This is a genomic window from Streptomyces sp. NPDC018029, assembly GCF_044327655.1.
Lineage (GTDB): Bacteria > Actinomycetota > Actinomycetes > Streptomycetales > Streptomycetaceae > Streptomyces.
On record NZ_JBIRFV010000004.1, the window covers coordinates 70363 to 86522 of the forward strand.

Consider the following 16160-nt stretch of genomic DNA (forward strand, 5'->3'; position numbering starts at 1 on the left):
CTGACAACCCGGACCGCCCCAACGCAAAGCGCCCCTCACGCACCCGCCAGAGCCGACCTACCCTTGCTGCCTTCCGGCCCTGGGGGAGTTCAGTCAGATAGCGCCACGTGAGGGGCTGACGCCCACCCTAGCGGATCCGGGCCCGCGGAGGCGACGCCGGGAGGCACCCTTCCGACCTCGGGAAGCCGCCGAGTGGATCGTGTTCGCGAGCACTCCCCAACGTCTTGTATTGTTTGCGGCGGAGGATTCGCCTAGTGGCCTAGGGCGCACGCTTGGAAAGCGTGTTGGGGGCAACCCCTCACGAGTTCGAATCTCGTATCCTCCGCACCCGCCCGCAAGGGCAGACGAAGGCCCCGACCGTTTCGACGGTCGGGGCCTTCGGCATACCTTGGTATCGGTGTCGGGTTCATCAACTTCGGTCACCCACGACCTTTCCTTGCCGACTGGGCCGACTGCTGTCGGGCAACGCCCCACTGCGTGGAAGGACCGAGCCGAAACTGGTCGTCCCCCTCTGCCCCTGAGTCACTGCCTCGCCGCCGGGTTCTGGGGCATCACCGACCGACCCCCACTTGGAGACGGTGCGGACGACCCCGTCGTCGAAGTCGTCAGGCCCCTTCGGACCGTGTGTGAACTCGCGCCGGTAGGCAGAGGCACCGCCCAGGACCGTGTGCCGATCTCCGCAACAACCACCTCTGGCCAGGCTGGCCACCATTGCCGACGGCAACGCCACCCGCGGGCATGGCTGGCGGAAAGCCACCGACACCGCTCACCCCATCAGCGTCCTGGTCGACGCGGACCCGGTCCGTCGGGATGCCGCCGCCATTCGCGGCAACAGGCCCACTTGCCGCATCGCCGAGCTGTTGATGCTGTGTCTCTTCCGCGACGGCGTCCGGGCCCCCGCAGCCAGAAGGGCAGCACGAGGCTGGGGAGGGGTGGCAGCTGAAGGTAAGCGGGAGCGGTTCGCTGCATGTGCGGCAGCGCCTCGGCGCGCGCGGCGAAGGCCTCTCGGGGGCGTCCGGCGTTACCTCGGCCTGTACCAAGTGGGTGCCCGCCTCGATGCTGTCGCGGCGCCGAGCGCGGCCGGGGAAGATCTCGGCGTAGTGAGCGGCATGGGGGGAGCAGTGGGGACCGCCGCCTGAACGAGGGCGTGAAGGTAGGTTCGGCCTCCGGCGCGGAGGAGGCCGGAGGCTCGTGCGTAGTGGTGGTCCAGCGTGATCGCTTCACTGGTCGGCCTTGGCCGTACACGTCCAGGACCGCCCAGCCGCGCTCATCAGCCTGTTCGCGAACGTAATTGCACTGCTCCAGATTGCACTGCTCCAGGTCGCCGACACGACCGACTCGAGCCCAGCAAAGGCCGCCCCTGTGTTCCTCAAGGTCCATCACGCAGCATGGCAGGTCATGTACGGCGACACCTGGCGGTCGTCGCTGACGGTGGACATCGGAGTGGGGCGGTTCCTGTGCGTTGAGAGGTACTCGCCCACCCACGTGGTGGCCGAGGAGGACCTCAACAGCCCATCCCGCGACGTGGCTGGAGAGGTGCTGGGCAGCCCAGGGAAGGGCGTTCGTAATGGAATCGCCTGGTTTCCCTGTGGTCTCACTCGAGCCGGGATGGTTCAGCACAGCTACGTCTCAGCCAAGGCCTGACCCCTCTCATTGTCACCAGGTGATCACAGATACCGTTACTTCGCTTGGGCTAACCCTCACCTCATCGGAGACGATTGTGAACCGCTCGACCCGGCTCGTGGCGACCGCGCTCGCGGCTTCCGCTGCCTTGCTGTTGACCGCTTGCGGCAGCTCTGGCGACGACAAGGACAACAAGGAGATCGCCGGGGCGGACACGCGATCGAGTGCCGGGCCGTCGGCCTCCGCCACGCCCTCCGACATGGCAGCAGGCCGCCCGAAGATCACGCTCCCCAAGAGTTTCCAGGCCGACTTCGACGGGTGGACGAACTCGGACCCGAAGAAGCAGGCGATCTTGAATGACGGCAGACAGGAACTGCTGGCCGAGTACGCCGCGATCATCGAGGGAAACCCGGACTCCAAGGCACTCGCCTTCTACACCGACGAAGCAGCCGGCCAGTCGGCCCGCAAATGGATCAAGGGTTTCGTCGACGACGACCTGGTTCTGATCGGCCGCGCCACGGTGTCGAAGCCGCAGGTGAGCATCGCCGACGACGGCAGCGGCGTGTTGTTCTACTGCGTCGACGAGAGCAAGGGCTCCACCAAGAACACCAAGACCGGAAAGGTCGAGCACACACCCCAGAACTCCAAAGCGCGCGTCCAGTACCGCAACCGGCTCGACAAGACCTCACAGGGTGTGTGGAAGACGAGCTACTCGGAAACCGACCGGGGAGGCTGCTGAACGTGCCGCGCCCCTACAGGGCAGCAAGCCTGCTGATGGCCTCGGCAATCGTCGTCGTTGCGGTGCCCGGCATGGCCCACGCGTTCGGTGAGGACGACAAGTCCAAGCAGCCGAGCAAGCCCTCAGGTCCCAGTGGTGACGCCTCCGGCCAGTCACTCATGGCATCGGTGTCCAACTCGAAGATCAAGCTCACGTACCCGGGCGGGCAGACCGCGAAGGCGTCGGTGGGCGAGCTGAGGTCGGTGGACCCCAATTGGGAGCCGCCGGCCTGCTGGTACGAGCCGGTCTTCTCTCCGAAGCAGCTCAAGGACGCGGTCGCGACCGGTGAGGGCGGGCTGGTGAACGCCCACGTGTGGTGGAGCAACGGCCTGTGGGTGGATCACTACGAGAAGGGCAAGGCGGACAACAACTTCGACCTGAAGTCCCCCGGGGACACCACGGCCGACGGCTACAAGAAGTACAACCTCGGCAAGAAGGGCATGTTCTGGCGCAGCACGGTCCGCGAGGGCATGTACCAGGACTCCAAGGCGTGGGACTGCGGCCGGATCATGTTCTGGCAGGACGCCGGCACGATCCCGAAGGACAAGAACGCCCCCACGCCCGAGACTCTCGCCGCATTCGCGTACGACAAGATCAAGGTTCCTGATACCGAGGTCGAGCTGAAGCCCGAGGGCAAGGCGACGGTCAACCTCCCCACTTGGGCGTGGCTGGACAAGGCAACCTTCAAGGACGTCTCGGTCCGTGCCGATCTGCCCGGCACCGGGCTGTGGGCGGTGACCACCGCGAAGCCGGTGGCCCTGCACCTGGAGCCCGGTACCGAGTACGCGGAGACTTTCCCCGCTTCTGGCGACTGCCCGGTCAACGAGGACGGCTCCATCGGTGCCCCGTACAAGAAGGGCGACGCCGAGCAGGAGCCGCCGTGCGGGATTCAGTACCTCCGCGCCACGAGCGGCGAGCCGTACGAGCTCAAGGCGTCGATCACCTGGGAAATCTCCTGGGAGGGCACAGGCGGCGCGAAGGGCCAGCTGCCCAATGGCACCTTCGAGACGACCCAGGACATGAACGTCCAGGAGATCCAGTCCGTCAACCGCTGACCGAGACGACGCGTCGATCAGGTCTGCTCACGTCAGCGCGTCGCACGCACAACCATTTTCCACCAACGGGGGCGGACACGTATGTCAGACCTGAAGAAAGACGCGGAGTCGCTGCACAAGGCGGCATCCGCGCTGGCCAAGGCGGAGGACCACACCCGAAAGCCACTGCACGACTTCAAGGCCGCTTCGCATGACCTGTCCGCCTTCGGTGTCCTGGGCTCTCTGATGAGTGCCAAGGACGACATCCAGGACGGCATGGACACCATCGCCAAGCTCACCAAGGACCTGCACAAGGAGTGGGAGGCCGAAGCGAAGTTCATGGGCGATGTCTCCGACGCCTTCGATCTGCTGGACCTCCTGCTGACGGCTGCGGCCCGCGCCAAGAAGGGCTGAGCCGTACATGGGCTTCGACATCATCCCCGGCGACATCGACATAGACATCGACGCCGACGACCTCAATCCCCTGCACTGGATCAACAAGGCCAACCACGCCTTCGGTAATACCCTCGCCAGCAATCTGGAGTTCCTCGGTATTACCGATCCTGCCGTCGACCCCGACGGCATCCGCGACATGGCCAAGCAGTGGCGGGCCCTGGCCAAGGGCCTGGACGCCGCCGCCCGCGACGCCGAGACGGCCCTCAAGGACCTGAAGTGGGAGGGCAAGGCCGCCAAGGCCCTCCACAAGCGGGCCAAGACCGCCCGCACGCAGGCCACCGACATGGCCGACTCCCTGCGCAAGGGCGCCAAGGCACTGGACGACTTCGCCGACGAAGCCCACGCGCTGTTGGTCGAGATCGGCGTGATCCTCGCCGAGATCGCGGAGTTCGAGATCGCGGGCCTGGCCCTGTCGGTACTGACCGGCGGACTGTCCGCGATCGCCTCCAGCCTCGCGGCCGGCGCACGGGCTGCGAAGGTCGTGGCGCTGATCGCCCGGATCGAGAAGTCCGGCACCCGCATGGCCAGGGTCATCCGCACCGTCATGGAGGCGATCCGCGGTCTGGAGCGGGCATTGAGGGCCCTCGGGGAGATCAAGACGATCGCCAAGGCAGGAAAACTCGCAGGTGAGGGCATGAAGTTTTCCGCCTTCGACGCAGCCCTGCAAGATCCTGGCTCCTTCAAGGACCCGGGCAAGTTGGCGGAGTTGCTGGCTACCGGTGCCGCCTTCGGCGTCGGCGCGGGCGCACTGGGCAAGGCCCTCGGCAAGGGACTGGGAAAACTCAAGCCCAGCGAACTCGCCAAGCTCGGCAAGACGTTGAAGCTGGACGGTTCGGGCCTGTCGCGGCTCAAGCTGCGACCATCGGAGTGGGAGGAACTGCCTGCCTCGGTCCGGGCGATGTTCAAGAAGTGCGACCTCGATCCGATCGACGTGGCTACCGGCGACATGCTGTTGCCACAGACCGACGTCGAACTGCCCGGGGCGCTCTCCTTGGTCCTGGAGCGCACCCATGTCTCCTCTTACCGCTGGGGCGGCTGGTTCGGCATGTCCTGGGCCTCCACCCTGGACCAGCGTCTCCAGGCCGACGACGACGGCTTCATCTACGCCGCCCCCGACGGGGCGCGCCTCGTCTACCCGCCCCTCGCCCCCGGCTCCGCCACCCCCGTATACCCGGACAGCGGCTCACGGCTGTCGCTCACGTGGGATACCGAAGTCGACGGCGCGCTGCGCATCACCGACCCGGACACCGGGCTCGCCCACGTCTTCCACAGCCCGCGGGCCACCGACGACGAGGGAGCGGTGGACCTGCCACTGCAGGCCATCGTGGACCGCAACGGCCAGCGCATACGCGTTCACTACGCCCACGACGGCGCCCCCATCGAAGTCAGCCACAGTGGCGGCTACCGCATCGCCCTCGATCGCCACCGCAACCTGCCCCGCATCAGCTCCCTGCGCCTGCTCACCCCCGGGCAGCCCGACGCCGGCACAACCCTCGTCTCCTACGGCTATAGCGACGATGGCCACCTCACCGAGGTCACCGACTCCTCCGGCCAGGCCGTGCGGTTCACCTATGACGAGGACGGCCGCATCACCTCCTGGGCCGACCGCAACGGCACCACGTACGCCTACCGCTATGACGAGCGGGGCCGGGTCGTCCGCACCGAGGGAAGCGGCGGCTTCCTGTCCGGCACACTGGTCTACGACGACGCAAACCGCACCACAGTGGTCACCAACTCGCTCGGTCACAGCACCCGTTACGTGCACAACGCCTTTTGCCGCCTCGTCGAAGAGACCGACGCCCTCGGCCACACCAGCCGCCAGGAATGGGACGACGCCCACCGCCTGACTGCCACGACTGACGCGCTCGGGAACACCACCCGCTACCGCTATGACCAACACGGGCGGATGACTGCCGTCATCCGCCCGGACGGCAGCAAGACACACATCGAGTACAACAGCCAGGGCCTTTCGACAGCGGTACACGGTCCGTCCGGGGTCATCTGGCGCTACGGGTACGACAAGCGTGGCAACCGCACCAGTGTCACGGACGCCGCCGGCGCGACGACACACTTCTCCTATGACCGATCCGGGCATCTGACGTCGATCACCGACCCACTTGGACACCGCACGAACATCCGTTGTGACCGTGCGGGGCTTCCCCTGGTAACCACCGACCCGCTCGGTGCGGAGACCCGCTACGAGCGCGACGCCTTCGGGCGACCCACCACCCTCACCGACCCCCAGGGGAACGTGACCCGTTTCGAATGGACGCTGGAGGGCAAGCCCGCCCGCCGCACCGCTCCGGACGGCAGCAGTGAGTCGTGGACCTACGACGCCGAGGGCAACTGCACCAGCCACACCGATCCCGTGGGCGCCGTGCACCGCTTCGAGTACACCCACTTCGACCTGCTGAGCGCGCGCGTCGGGCCAGACGGCACACGTCACACGTTCACCCACGACACCGAGCTACGCCTGGCAGAGGTCACCAACCCTCAGGGGTCCTCTTGGAGTTACGCGTATGACGCTGCCGGACGTCTCGCAGTCGAGACCGACTTCGACAACCGCGTCCAGCGATACACACACAACCCGGCCGGTCAGCTTTCCGCCCGCACCAACGCCCTCGGCCAGACACTCCACTTCGAGCGCGACGCTCTCGGGCGGATCACCCGGCAGACCGACGGCGACAAGGCCACAACCTTCGCGTACACGGCCGACGGTGAACTGGCCTCCGCCACAACTCCGGACGCCACGGTGCGCCGGGAGCACGACGCCGTCGGCCGCCTTCTGGCCGAGACCGTCAACGGCAGCACGGTCACCTATGCCTACGACGCCATGGGACGCCGCACACGGCGCACCACCCCCTCTGGCGTGACCAGTACCTGGCGCTACGACGCGGTCGGCAACTGCGTCGAGCGGACCAGTGCCGACCACACGATCAGCTTCGACCGTGACTCGGTCGGCCGGGAGCTGAACCGGCACATCGACTCCGCCCTCACTCTCACGAACGAATACGACGCTCTAGGCCGACTCACCGCCCAGTCCGTGGCGGATCACACCACCGCTCGTAGTCTCCTCCAGCGCAGCTTTACCTACCGCGCCGACGGCCGACTCACCGCCATCGGCCACCAGACCGACGGTATCCGCCACTTCGGCCATGACGCCTCAGGCCGCGTGACCACCGTCAACGCGGCCGACTGGACCGAGCGGTACGCCTACGACGAGGCAGGTAACCAGACCGACGCCACCTGGCCCGCAGAACACCCCGGTGACGACGCCACCGGCCCGCGCGCCTACACCGGCACCAGCCTTGTCCAGGCGGGCAACGTCCGCTTCGAGCACGACGCGGCCGGCCGCGTCACCCTCCGGCAAAAGACCCGTCTGTCGCGCAAACCCGCCACCTGGAACTACACCTGGGACGCCGAAGACCGCCTCACAGCAGTGGTCACGCCCGACGGCACCCGTTGGCGCTACCTCTACGACGCGCTCGGCCGCCGCATCGGCAAGCAGCGTCTGGACGACGACGGAACAGTCATCGAGCAGACCTCGTTCACCTGGGACGGAAGCACCCTCTGCGAACAGACCACCACCGCGCCGGAGGTGCCTCACCCCGTCGTGCTCACCTGGGACCACGACGGTCTGTGCCCGATCGCGCAGATCGAACGCCACACGCCTCTTGATACGCCGCAGGAGGACATCGACTCCCGGTTCTTCGCGATCGTCACCGACCTCGTCGGAACGCCCACGGAACTTATCGGCGAGTCCGGTGACATCGCCTGGCAATCGCGCTCCACGCTCTGGGGCAACACCTCCTGGGAAGCCGAAAACTCAGCCCACACGCCCCTGCGCTTTCCAGGCCAGTACTACGACCCCGAAACCGAGCTCCACTACAACTATTTCCGGCACTATGACCCCGAAACGGGCCGCTACCTCACACTCGACCCCCTCGGGATCGCCCCGGCGCCGAACCCGGCCACCTACGTGACGGACCCCCATTCCTGGGCCGACCCACTCGGCCTCAGCCCTTGCAAGCCCGGCATGCCAGGCCCGTACGCCGGCACCAAGGAAGCTGCGCAATTGCTCCGCGACGCCGGGGTTCCCCGCCCGTTCCGTGTGCAGGTCATGCAGTCCTTCGAGGATGGCACGCACTCCGTGCGTCGAGCCGGCAACAACGACTACGGCATGCGTTTCTACGACAACGAGAACGCATGGGCACGAGGCCGGTATCTGACCACTCAGTGGCCGGCAACCCGCGAGGAAATTGCCGTCAAGGCCGCCTGGAATCAGTTTACTTACCTCAAGCAATGGCAGATCCGGCCAGGCGCCCCGATCATCGAGGGCAGAGTCGCTCCCCAGGGCATCGGATACCCTGGCGGCGGAAAACAGACCTACGTATTGAACCCCGACAAGGACTTGCTGGAGCCATAAATGTCCGAGTCAGCCGTGCAAAAGGCCCTGGCCGTAAGCGAGAGGGCTCTGTCCGGGATCGACGAAGAGCTGGCACGACACGCGGCAGGCCGGGGGAGTGTCAGCAACCCCGGCCAACTCGCAGCGCTTCGTGCCCAGTTGCTTCAGGTAGTTCAGCAACTCGCCGCCCCGCCGCTTCCGCCCAAAGATCAGCGCCTGCGTGGAATCGGCCGCGTCATCGCTGACTCCTGGCCTTACGACAACCCCCTAGGCGGCATGATCCTGGAGGCCGAGCGGCTCTACCTCGATGCATAGGTTTTCGCTTGATGGGCCTCGTGGGGCAGTCGCTCAAAGTTCAAGACGCCCAGATGACGCGTACAACAGCACTGTAGGAACACCGCTCCCGCCTGGTCTCAGTTCTGGTCTCATTCACCCCCGTCCAGCGCCGTCCGAAGTCTTGTTTCCGGACCAGACAGGTGCAGGTCAGCCCGCCCACGGTCCGCGCCGGACGGCCGGGCGAAGACTCGGAAAGCGTGTTGGGGGCAACCCCTCACGAGTTCGAATCTCGTATCCTCCGCACCCGCCCGCAAGGGCAGACGAAGGCCCCGAACGGTTCGCCGGTCGGGGCCTTCGTCGTTCTCCGGGCTCACCGCGTCACCTGCCGCCCGCCTGCCAGAGCGTGACCGCCAGGGCCGTGCAGGAGGTGATGGCCGCCAGGGAGGGCAGCGGCCAGCGGGCGCGTTCCAGGGTGTCCAGGCGGTCCTCGTGGTCCGAGAGGGTCTTGTCGGTCTGGTCGGCCCGTTGCAGGAGGAGGGCCAGGTCGCCCCGGGTGGTGGCGAAACCCACGTCTACGGAGCGGCGCAGTCTCTCCAACTCCAGGGGGATGATGCTGACGCTTCCTGTGTCAGTTCCGGGCATCGTGCGGCCCCTCCCTCCGGAGCCACGGAGGCAGCAGCGCCTCCACCGCCGGGAGTGCCATCAGCCGGCTCAGTGCCGTGGCGAAGGCCACCAGGCCCGCGAGTGCCGGGATGTCGGTGATGGCCGGGTCCGCCGCGAGGAGCGGAAGCGCGGCGAGGAGGGTGAAGAGTGTCTGCACGGCGGTGCGCAGGCCTCTGCGTGTGGCGTCGTTCATGGGCGTCCTCCCAGGACTCGGTGGACTCGGTGGACCAGGACTCGGTGGACTCGGTGGACTCGGTGGTCAGGAGCGCGGGACGCGCAGCCGGTCCCAGCTGGTCCGGCCGGGGATGCCGTCCGCGTCCCGGCCCCGGTAGCCGAGCTTGTGCTGCCAGGCGGCGTACGAGGCACGGTCGGCCTCGCTCCAGACGGGGCCCGGGCCGACGGCGTACCGTCCGCAACCCTCCTTGACCAGTCGGCGCCCGACCGCCGTGCACAGCGCGCTGTGCCGCCCGATCGTGAAGAACGCGGCACCGGGGAACGGTGCGTACGCGGTGTCGTCGTCGCCCGGTGCTTCGGAGCCGAGGCGCGTGGCCACCCGGCCGCGCATCACCGGCATCGAGAACGTCGGGTCGATCTTCCGGCGGGTCCACTCCTTGTGGCCGATGACGCTCGCGCCCGACCAGCCGTGCGCCCGGCACAGGGCCGCGGACAGGCGCTCCACCGTGTCGAGCTGGGCGGCCGGGAAGGGGTCGCGGCCGTTGCCGAGGTTCTCGATCTCGAAGCCGTAGAAGCGGGCGTTGCCGTCCACGGCGTCGGGGCCCGGCCTGGACGGCGGCACCTTTGACCTGCGTACCGCGTCGAGCACCGCGGTCGAACCGTGGCCGGCGTGGTTGGTGCGGCCGTAGCCGACCAGGTGGAGCGTGCCGTCCTTGGTGATCAGGCCGATGCAGAGCGGGCCCGGCAGGGCGGACATGCCCTTGCGGCAGAGCGCGAGGCTGTCGGTGCCCGCTGTGTGGTGCAGCATCACGCCGTGGACCGGGCCCCAGGCGCCCTTGTGGTTGCGGTTGTGCGTCCTCCAGTTGCCGTGTTCTCTCATGCGGACGCCCTCGCCGCGCAGGGCGCGGACGAGGGCGTCGGGGGTCAGAGGTGTGGCCATGGGCCCTCCCCGGTACGTCAGTTCATGGGCGTGATCGTGAGGAAGCGGTTGGTGAGGCTCGTCGAGGTGGCGGTGGTGCGGAAGGCGCCCGTGACGGTGTGGGCGGCGCCCGCGGTGAGGCCGGAGACCGGGTACTGGATGCTCGCCGAGACCTGGTTCGTGCCGCCGACGGTGGCCGCGCGGGAGTCGGCGGCGGCGGATACGACCCGCGTGCCCTGCTTCACGGAGGCCGAGAAGTAGGTGAGGCCGGCCGCGCTGTTGTTGAACCGGGCGCCGACCGTGATGAGCGCGATGCCGGACGGCGGGGCGATGAACGAGACGGCCAGGGGGTCCGTGGCGCCGGTGAGCGTCTCGACGTACGCGGTCGAGTTCGTCGTACCGGTCAGCGTGCTGAACCAGTGCACCGGGCCGGGGACGAGCGGCGCCCACTGCTTGGCGGCGGTGAAGTGGTAGTAGCGGCCGGGGTTGTTGAGCCAGGCGACCATGCCGGGGATCGGGTCGGTGACCTTCGCGTCGCGGGCCGCGGCGTCGGCGAACCGCAGCACGGTGCGGCCGTCGACGGCCTCGGCGAGGGACTGCAGGTGGACGGGGATGTCGGCGTTGTCGGTGGGCTGCGGGTAGGGCAGGCTGCCGAGCGGGGTGAGAGCGACCATGGGTTCGGGTTCCTCCTGGCAACGAGGGGCTGATCGGCGGGGTGCGTCAGCCGTCTAGGGGCGGCGGCAGCGTCTCGCTCGGGTCCATGCCCTCGTCGTCCGCCGCCACGAGGGGGTCGTCGATCTGGACGGGGCCGGGCGGGGGCACGTACGCGTCGGTGGCGTCCGTCAGGCCGTCATAGGAGGCGGCCACATCGCCGACCGGGGTCTCGGACTCGTTCATCCCGTCGCTCCCGGGGTCGTGAGCAGCGTCCGGTAGCTGATCGCCGCCGCGGTGAGCGGGGCGAGCGTCGCGTACTGGGCGGTGAGCCGCTGGTACGTCCGCTGCTTGCCGTAGGCGGGGTCGACCGGGCCGTCGGGGGTGAGGCCGTCGTCGGCGGGGACGCCGTTGTAGGCGGTGCCGCGCAGGGTGAGGGTCTGCTGCGGCGCGCTGCCGGCGGCGTGTGTGGTGCGGATGCCCACCACCCAGGCGAACGTGTCCAGTTCGGCGCCCGCGGAGTCGACCACGCGGACCACGTCGCCGAGCTGGATGCGCGGGTCGTGCAGGACCTCGACCTCGCCGAGGAGCGGCACGGGGTAACGCCCCGCGGTGAGCATGGCGTTCGAGAGCGCGGAGGCGGACGTGGAGGTCTGCACCCACTCGGTGGCGGGGGCCGTGTACTGCTGCTTGCCGTAGTGCTGCTGGCTGGTGGTGTTCCACCGGGCGTACGAGCGCTGCTTGGGGTCGGCCGAGCGTTTGATCGGGACGATGCGCACAGAGGGCTTGCCGTCCTTGGTCGCCGTCCACACGCTGGTCGTACCGCGGTTGGAGAACCGTACGAAGTACGTCGGGCCTTCCCGCCAGCAGCTCACCGACACCTTGCCCTTGACCGCGGTGCCGCCGGTCTTCGCGGTGCCGAAGCGCACCCGGTGGCCGTCGTTGACGACGCTGTCGTCCGTGATCACGAGCGGGCCGATGTCGTTCTCGTCCTCGGCCATGGCGTACTGCACGACGACGGCGGTGTTCGGTTTGATCTCGCGCACCACCGTGTCGTCCACCGCCTCCCCCGCCCGGGCGCTGATGCCGTTCCAGTCCTGGTAGGGCTGCTCGCAGTGGTTGCGGCAGGCGTCGATCTCCTCGGTGACGGTGAGCGAGGCGATGTCCCTGCGCGTGGTGACGGTGAGGTCGGGGGCGGCCGGCACCTTGGTGAACCGCGAGGGGCCGCGCCAGCGGAAGATGCCCTGTTCGTCGAATTCGGCGGTGGACATGCTGGCCCGCGCGATCTCGGTGATCACGTCCCACTGGGAGCCGGACACCTTGGGGATGTCGTAGAGCGGCAGTTCGGGGAGGTCGAGGACGGCGCCCTTCGTCCACCAGCCGGGCGGCTCCCACGCCGTGCCCGTGAAGCTGTCGACGTCGGGCAGGAACCGGTCGGTGACCTGGAGGCACTCCACGGCCATGTCGGTGGTCAGGTCGATCCGGTTCAGCTCCGAGATCGGCTGGAACGCGGCTTCGTTGGTGAAGGTGTACTTGCCGCCCACGCGGAGCGCGCCGTCGGGGGCGGTGAGGCGCGGCTGCACGGTCGGGGCGACGGTCGTCCCCGTCGACCTGGTGTCCACCAGGAAGCCGAGGTGCCAGATGCCGCGCAGGGACGCCAGCTTGTCGATGGTCCACATCACCCCGGCCGAGCCGGCGTCCTTGGTGCCGCAGGTCATGGTGATGACACCCGTGGAGATGTCGAAAGAGCCCTTGATGAAGCCGGTCTTGGTGCCGCTCTGGTCGAAGACCGTCGAGATCTCGACCAGATTGCCGCGCGCGAGCGCCGTGTTGACCCAGCACTCCACCAGGAACACCTTGCCCGGCATGACGAACCGCGAGCGCGGCATCCAGGAGGCGGTGAGCCCGGCGGCCTTCGGCATCAGGGCGATCTCGTGGGGCGCGCCCTCCTGGATCCAGTCGTACGTGGTGGGGCTCGGCAGGGTCTCCGGCTGGCCGTACGTCGAGTTGAAGCCGCCGTGCAGGGAGGCGTAGAGCACGGTGAACGGGTTCTCGTCCGCCGTGTCGTCCTTGTCGACGAGCGGGGCGCGCGGCGGCGGGCAGGTGTGGATGCCGCCCTGGCGGAGGAGCTCGTCGACGCACCAGGTGGCGGTGGCGACCGGCCGGCCGTAGTAGTAGCCGTGGTACGGGCGGGGCAGGGAGGCGGGGCCGCGCAGCCGCTCGGCGCCGTCCAGGGCCTGCACGGTGACGGTGTCGCTGCCGGAGGCGGCGGTGCGTGAGCGGACGGTGCCGCGGAAGGCGGGCAGGGTGCGGCTGCCCGCGCCCGCCGTGTGGACGACGGACTGCCCCGGCCGTACGACGTCGCCCGTCGCGCGGTCGGCCCAGGCGGAGTAGAGGCGCGGGGCGGGGATGTTCTCCGTGCCGCCGAGGAGCAGTTCCAGCTGGGCGGAGGCGCTGCCGGAGAAGGCGCGCATCGCCTCGGGCAGGTCGGTGGCGTAGGCCCGCTCGACCTTCCACGACTGGACCTGGCGGCCGAGCTCCTTGCCGCCGAGGCGGGTGGAGTGGGCGGGGACGCGCTCGGGGGAGGAAAGGGCCTTGTCGAGTGCCTCGTCAGAGGGCTGCACGGCGCACCTCCACGAGATCGACGCTGATGTTGCGGTACGGCAGCGGGCGCGCCGGGACGTCGCTGTACGCGGTGACGGCCATGGCCGGGCAGCCGTCGCCGAGGGCGTGTGCGACGGGGCCCTCGCCGAGGGTGAGGCAGGCGCCCGCGAGTCCGAACAGGCCGATGGCGCCGGGGCGTCCGACGGGGGTGGCGAAGGCGGCACCGGCGGGGGCCGTCGCGGTGACGGTGGTGCCGGTGGCGTGGCTGGTGCTGAGGTAGGTGCCGTCCACGGCCTTCCAGTCCAGCTGGGCGGTCGCGGTGGCAGGGTCCCAGCCGGCCGGCAGCAGCCAAGAGACCTGCATGCCCGGCACCACCGGCCACCCCGCCCACGTGCCGTGCACCCAGCCGACGGCGGCGGCCGGGTCCTGGCAGTCGGCGGTGGTGACGGCGTCGGCGTTGCGGGAGAGCGCGATGTCGCCGTTCATGGTGAACCAGTGGTCCCAGCCGCCGGAGACGTCCGACTGCCCGGCCGCCTGGTAGGGGTCGAGGAGATTGACGGAGGCCGGGTCGAGCACGACGAGCGGGCCCCGGCCGGTGCCGACGCGGCGGGCGAGCCCGACGAGGTGCTGGGCGTCGGCGGGTTCCAGCGCGTCGAAGGAGAGCTTGATGCGGCGGACGGTGCGGGTGGGGGCGAAGGTGGTGACGCGCCCTTCGAGCGCCTTGAACTCGGTGACGTTGAGCTCGGCGGTGCGCTCCCAGCTCTTCGCCGCCTGGTGGATCTCGCGGAGCCGGCCGGGGGCTCCGATCCACAGGTTCCTGGCCATGGAGTCCTCCTGTTCTGTCGTGGGTCGCGGGATGGGAGGCGGCGGCTAGCGGCGGGCGAGGGCACGCTGTCCGGCGAAGACGGCGCGGGCGATGGTCTGCGAGTCCACGTCGACGTGCACGGGCCGCTCCGCGAGCCGCTCCATGGCCTCGGCGAGGCGGCGCAGGGCGGCGCCGTTGCCGCCGCCGCGGGCGAGCATGCGTTCCAGCTTGGAGAGCGGGATGACGGCCTCGGACTCGCCGGCCTCGCCGATGAGGGCGAGGGTGCCGCCGTTGCGGGCCTGCACGACGCCGCCCTGGGCGAGGTGCGGGACGGGCACGTGGAGGCGCGGGAACCCGAAGGACTTGCCGCCCCACTTGGGCACCCAGCCGGGGATGGAGATCTTGATCCCGGCGAGGACACCGAACACGCCGTTCAGAGCGGTGGCCAGCCCCTTGATGGGGGTCAGGATCAGATTGCCGAGCCCCTTGACCAGCGGCTTGATGAAGTCGACGGCGGAACGGGTGCCGGACTTGATGCCCCGCCATGCGGCGTCCATGCCGCGCTTGAGGGCGGCGGTGACCTTGTCCATGTTCACGAACTGGGCGATCAGCGGGGCGGCGAGCGTCATGATCAGCCCGAAGGGGCTGGCCGCCATGGCGAGGTTGAGCCCCTTCTGCGCGGTGCTCGCTCCCTTGAGGCCCTTGCCGAGGCCGTTCATGGACTTTCCGCCCTTGTCGGCGTTCTTGCCGGCCTTGCCGACGGACTTCTCCACGGCGTCGGCCTGGCGTTTCACGTCGCGCAGGGCGTTCTTGGTGCGGTCGGCCGAGCCGCGCAGCTTGTCGAGGGAGCTCTTGAACTTGTCGGACCCTTTTCGGGCCTTGGAGAGGGAGCTGTCGGCGTTACGGAGACCGGTGTTCAGTTTCCGTACGGCGCTGTCGCCGTTGTTGGCGGATGTACGAAGCCTGCCGATGGCGGTGGAGGCAGTGCCGGTCGACTTGCCGAGCTTGCCGACGGCGGTGGAGGCGGTGCCGCTCGCCTTTCCCAGCTTGGCGACCGGGTTGTCGGCGGAGCCGGTCGACTTTCCCAACTTGCCGATCTGGGTGGCGGCTTGGCTCGCGGCGCCGCGCATGCGGCCGAGTTGGGCGGCCGCGGTTCCTATGGATTGGTTCAATGCCATGGGGGTCTACTCCTTGGGGTCTCTACTCCTCGTGTGCCAGTCAGAAGCGGGCATTGAGCCGATCGATCTCGTCCTCCAGGGCCTGGACGGAAGCCCTGGTCTGCTGGGCCTCGCGGCGCAGCGCATTGACCTGACTGCTCCGCAGGCCTTCGAGCCGGCTGTCGTGCCGGTCGGCGGTCTGCCGGAGGGCGGATATGTCGGCCTTGCGGCGAATCTTTTCGTTGAGGTCGCGGGAGAGGTCGGTGATGCGCTGGTCGGCGCGGTCTCTTCCCTCAGTGGCCAGACGTTTTACGGCGTCGATGTCCTCGGCGAGTTGGTGCGGAAGCTGTCTGGCATTCCTGAGGTCGCGCTTTTCCTTCTCGGCGCGCATATCCCACTCGAAGTTCCACAGCTTCACACCACCGGACAGAATGGTGCCCTCGCCGGAGATGCCGGTCAGGGACCCGGCAGCCCCCGTGGCGGCGCCGGCCGCTCCGACAGTTTCGCCTTTGGCCAAGCCGTGCTCGAACTTTGTTATGAACCCCTGGATCTCCTCCTCGAGTTCTGCCACTCTGTCCTTGATCGGCTTCGCATCGCCTTCACTCATACGGCAAT

The 16160-nt window shown here is 68.7% G+C and carries 15 protein-coding genes, 1 tRNA gene and 1 other RNA gene; 7 read left to right on the forward strand and 10 right to left on the reverse strand.

Annotated features, from left to right (window positions below; genetic code table 11):
* Window positions 1-21: 21 nt before the first annotated feature.
* Window positions 22-120: signal recognition particle sRNA small type (gene ffs, locus ACH4D5_RS13135), an RNA gene on the reverse strand.
* A 120-nt stretch (window positions 121-240) separates the two neighbouring features.
* Between ffs and ACH4D5_RS13140 the strand changes: the two genes are divergently transcribed.
* The 7 genes from ACH4D5_RS13140 to ACH4D5_RS13170 all read left to right on the forward strand — a co-directional run bounded on the left by ACH4D5_RS13140 (window position 241) and on the right by ACH4D5_RS13170 (window position 8611).
* Window positions 241-325: transfer RNA gene (locus ACH4D5_RS13140), tRNA-Ser, on the forward strand.
* A gap of 908 nt (window positions 326-1233) precedes the next feature.
* Entirely contained in the window at window positions 1234-1644 is a 411-nt protein-coding gene (locus ACH4D5_RS13145) for a hypothetical protein (RefSeq protein ID WP_398301570.1), read from the forward strand.
* A 76-nt stretch (window positions 1645-1720) separates the two neighbouring features.
* Window positions 1721-2362 carry a hypothetical protein gene (locus ACH4D5_RS13150; RefSeq protein WP_398301572.1) on the forward strand — a complete coding sequence of 214 codons (642 nt, stop codon included), beginning with the start codon at window positions 1721-1723 and terminating at the stop codon, window positions 2360-2362.
* 35 nt (window positions 2363-2397) lie between these two features.
* Window positions 2398-3456 (forward strand): hypothetical protein, encoded by a 1059-nt coding sequence (locus tag ACH4D5_RS13155; protein WP_398301573.1) that lies wholly within the window; start codon window positions 2398-2400, stop codon window positions 3454-3456.
* A gap of 81 nt (window positions 3457-3537) precedes the next feature.
* On the forward strand, window positions 3538-3849 hold the full coding sequence (locus ACH4D5_RS13160) for a hypothetical protein (protein ID WP_398301575.1): 312 nt from the start codon (window positions 3538-3540) through the stop codon (window positions 3847-3849).
* Between the two features lie 7 nt (window positions 3850-3856).
* Window positions 3857-8317, forward strand: a complete 4461-nt coding sequence (locus tag ACH4D5_RS13165) for a DUF6531 domain-containing protein (protein WP_398301577.1) — start codon at window positions 3857-3859, stop codon at window positions 8315-8317.
* A complete protein-coding gene (locus tag ACH4D5_RS13170; protein ID WP_398301579.1) occupies window positions 8318-8611 on the forward strand; it encodes a hypothetical protein in 294 nt (97 codons plus the stop codon).
* A gap of 339 nt (window positions 8612-8950) precedes the next feature.
* Here ACH4D5_RS13170 and ACH4D5_RS13175 read toward each other — a convergent pair whose 3' ends face one another.
* The 9 genes from ACH4D5_RS13175 to ACH4D5_RS13215 form a co-directional block, all read right to left on the reverse strand.
* Window positions 8951-9214, reverse strand: a complete 264-nt coding sequence (locus ACH4D5_RS13175; protein WP_398301580.1) for a hypothetical protein — start codon at window positions 9212-9214, stop codon at window positions 8951-8953.
* On the reverse strand, window positions 9201-9428 hold the full coding sequence (locus tag ACH4D5_RS13180; RefSeq protein ID WP_398301581.1) for a hypothetical protein: 228 nt from the start codon (window positions 9426-9428) through the stop codon (window positions 9201-9203). Before ACH4D5_RS13180 ends, ACH4D5_RS13175 begins: the two co-directional genes overlap by 14 nt.
* 66 nt (window positions 9429-9494) lie before the next feature.
* Window positions 9495-10349: a peptidoglycan-binding protein gene (locus tag ACH4D5_RS13185; protein ID WP_398301583.1), complete on the reverse strand. Its 855-nt coding sequence runs from the start codon at window positions 10347-10349 to the stop codon at window positions 9495-9497.
* 17 nt (window positions 10350-10366) lie between these two features.
* A complete protein-coding gene (locus tag ACH4D5_RS13190; protein ID WP_398301585.1) occupies window positions 10367-11002 on the reverse strand; it encodes a hypothetical protein in 636 nt (211 codons plus the stop codon).
* Window positions 11003-11048: 46 nt separating this feature from the next.
* On the reverse strand, window positions 11049-11225 hold the full coding sequence (locus tag ACH4D5_RS13195) for a hypothetical protein (protein ID WP_398301587.1): 177 nt from the start codon (window positions 11223-11225) through the stop codon (window positions 11049-11051).
* The gene (locus ACH4D5_RS13200) at window positions 11222-13603 is read right to left on the reverse strand and encodes a hypothetical protein (RefSeq protein WP_398301589.1); all 2382 of its coding nucleotides are present in this window, start codon (window positions 13601-13603) and stop codon (window positions 11222-11224) included. Before ACH4D5_RS13200 ends, ACH4D5_RS13195 begins: the two co-directional genes overlap by 4 nt.
* Window positions 13590-14408 carry a hypothetical protein gene (locus ACH4D5_RS13205; RefSeq protein ID WP_398301591.1) on the reverse strand — a complete coding sequence of 273 codons (819 nt, stop codon included), beginning with the start codon at window positions 14406-14408 and terminating at the stop codon, window positions 13590-13592. The genes ACH4D5_RS13200 and ACH4D5_RS13205 overlap by 14 nt, the downstream gene beginning before the upstream one ends.
* 45 nt (window positions 14409-14453) lie before the next feature.
* Window positions 14454-15566, reverse strand: a complete 1113-nt coding sequence (locus ACH4D5_RS13210; RefSeq protein WP_398301593.1) for a hypothetical protein — start codon at window positions 15564-15566, stop codon at window positions 14454-14456.
* A gap of 40 nt (window positions 15567-15606) precedes the next feature.
* Complete coding sequence (locus ACH4D5_RS13215) at window positions 15607-16152, reverse strand: hypothetical protein (RefSeq protein ID WP_398301595.1); 546 nt, start codon at window positions 16150-16152, stop codon at window positions 15607-15609.
* Between the last annotated feature and the right edge of the window lie 8 nt (window positions 16153-16160).

Excerpts from the sequence above, each read along its gene's own strand:
- ACH4D5_RS13175 (WP_398301580.1), bottom strand. The coding sequence starts at position 9,214 with ATGCCCGGAACTGACACAGGAAGCGTCAGCATCATCCCCCTGGAGTTG.
- ACH4D5_RS13180 (WP_398301581.1), bottom strand. The coding sequence starts at position 9,428 with ATGAACGACGCCACACGCAGAGGCCTGCGCACCGCCGTGCAGACACTC.
- ACH4D5_RS13185 (WP_398301583.1), bottom strand. The coding sequence starts at position 10,349 with ATGGCCACACCTCTGACCCCCGACGCCCTCGTCCGCGCCCTGCGCGGC.
- ACH4D5_RS13205 (WP_398301591.1), bottom strand. The coding sequence starts at position 14,408 with ATGGCCAGGAACCTGTGGATCGGAGCCCCCGGCCGGCTCCGCGAGATC.
- ACH4D5_RS13165 (WP_398301577.1), top strand. The coding sequence starts at position 3,857 with ATGGGCTTCGACATCATCCCCGGCGACATCGACATAGACATCGACGCC.
- ACH4D5_RS13195 (WP_398301587.1), bottom strand. The coding sequence starts at position 11,225 with ATGAACGAGTCCGAGACCCCGGTCGGCGATGTGGCCGCCTCCTATGAC.
- ACH4D5_RS13210 (WP_398301593.1), bottom strand. The coding sequence starts at position 15,566 with ATGGCATTGAACCAATCCATAGGAACCGCGGCCGCCCAACTCGGCCGC.
- ACH4D5_RS13170 (WP_398301579.1), top strand. The coding sequence starts at position 8,318 with ATGTCCGAGTCAGCCGTGCAAAAGGCCCTGGCCGTAAGCGAGAGGGCT.
- ACH4D5_RS13155 (WP_398301573.1), top strand. The coding sequence starts at position 2,398 with ATGGCCTCGGCAATCGTCGTCGTTGCGGTGCCCGGCATGGCCCACGCG.
- ACH4D5_RS13215 (WP_398301595.1), bottom strand. The coding sequence starts at position 16,152 with ATGAGTGAAGGCGATGCGAAGCCGATCAAGGACAGAGTGGCAGAACTC.
- ACH4D5_RS13190 (WP_398301585.1), bottom strand. The coding sequence starts at position 11,002 with ATGGTCGCTCTCACCCCGCTCGGCAGCCTGCCCTACCCGCAGCCCACC.
- ACH4D5_RS13160 (WP_398301575.1), top strand. The coding sequence starts at position 3,538 with ATGTCAGACCTGAAGAAAGACGCGGAGTCGCTGCACAAGGCGGCATCC.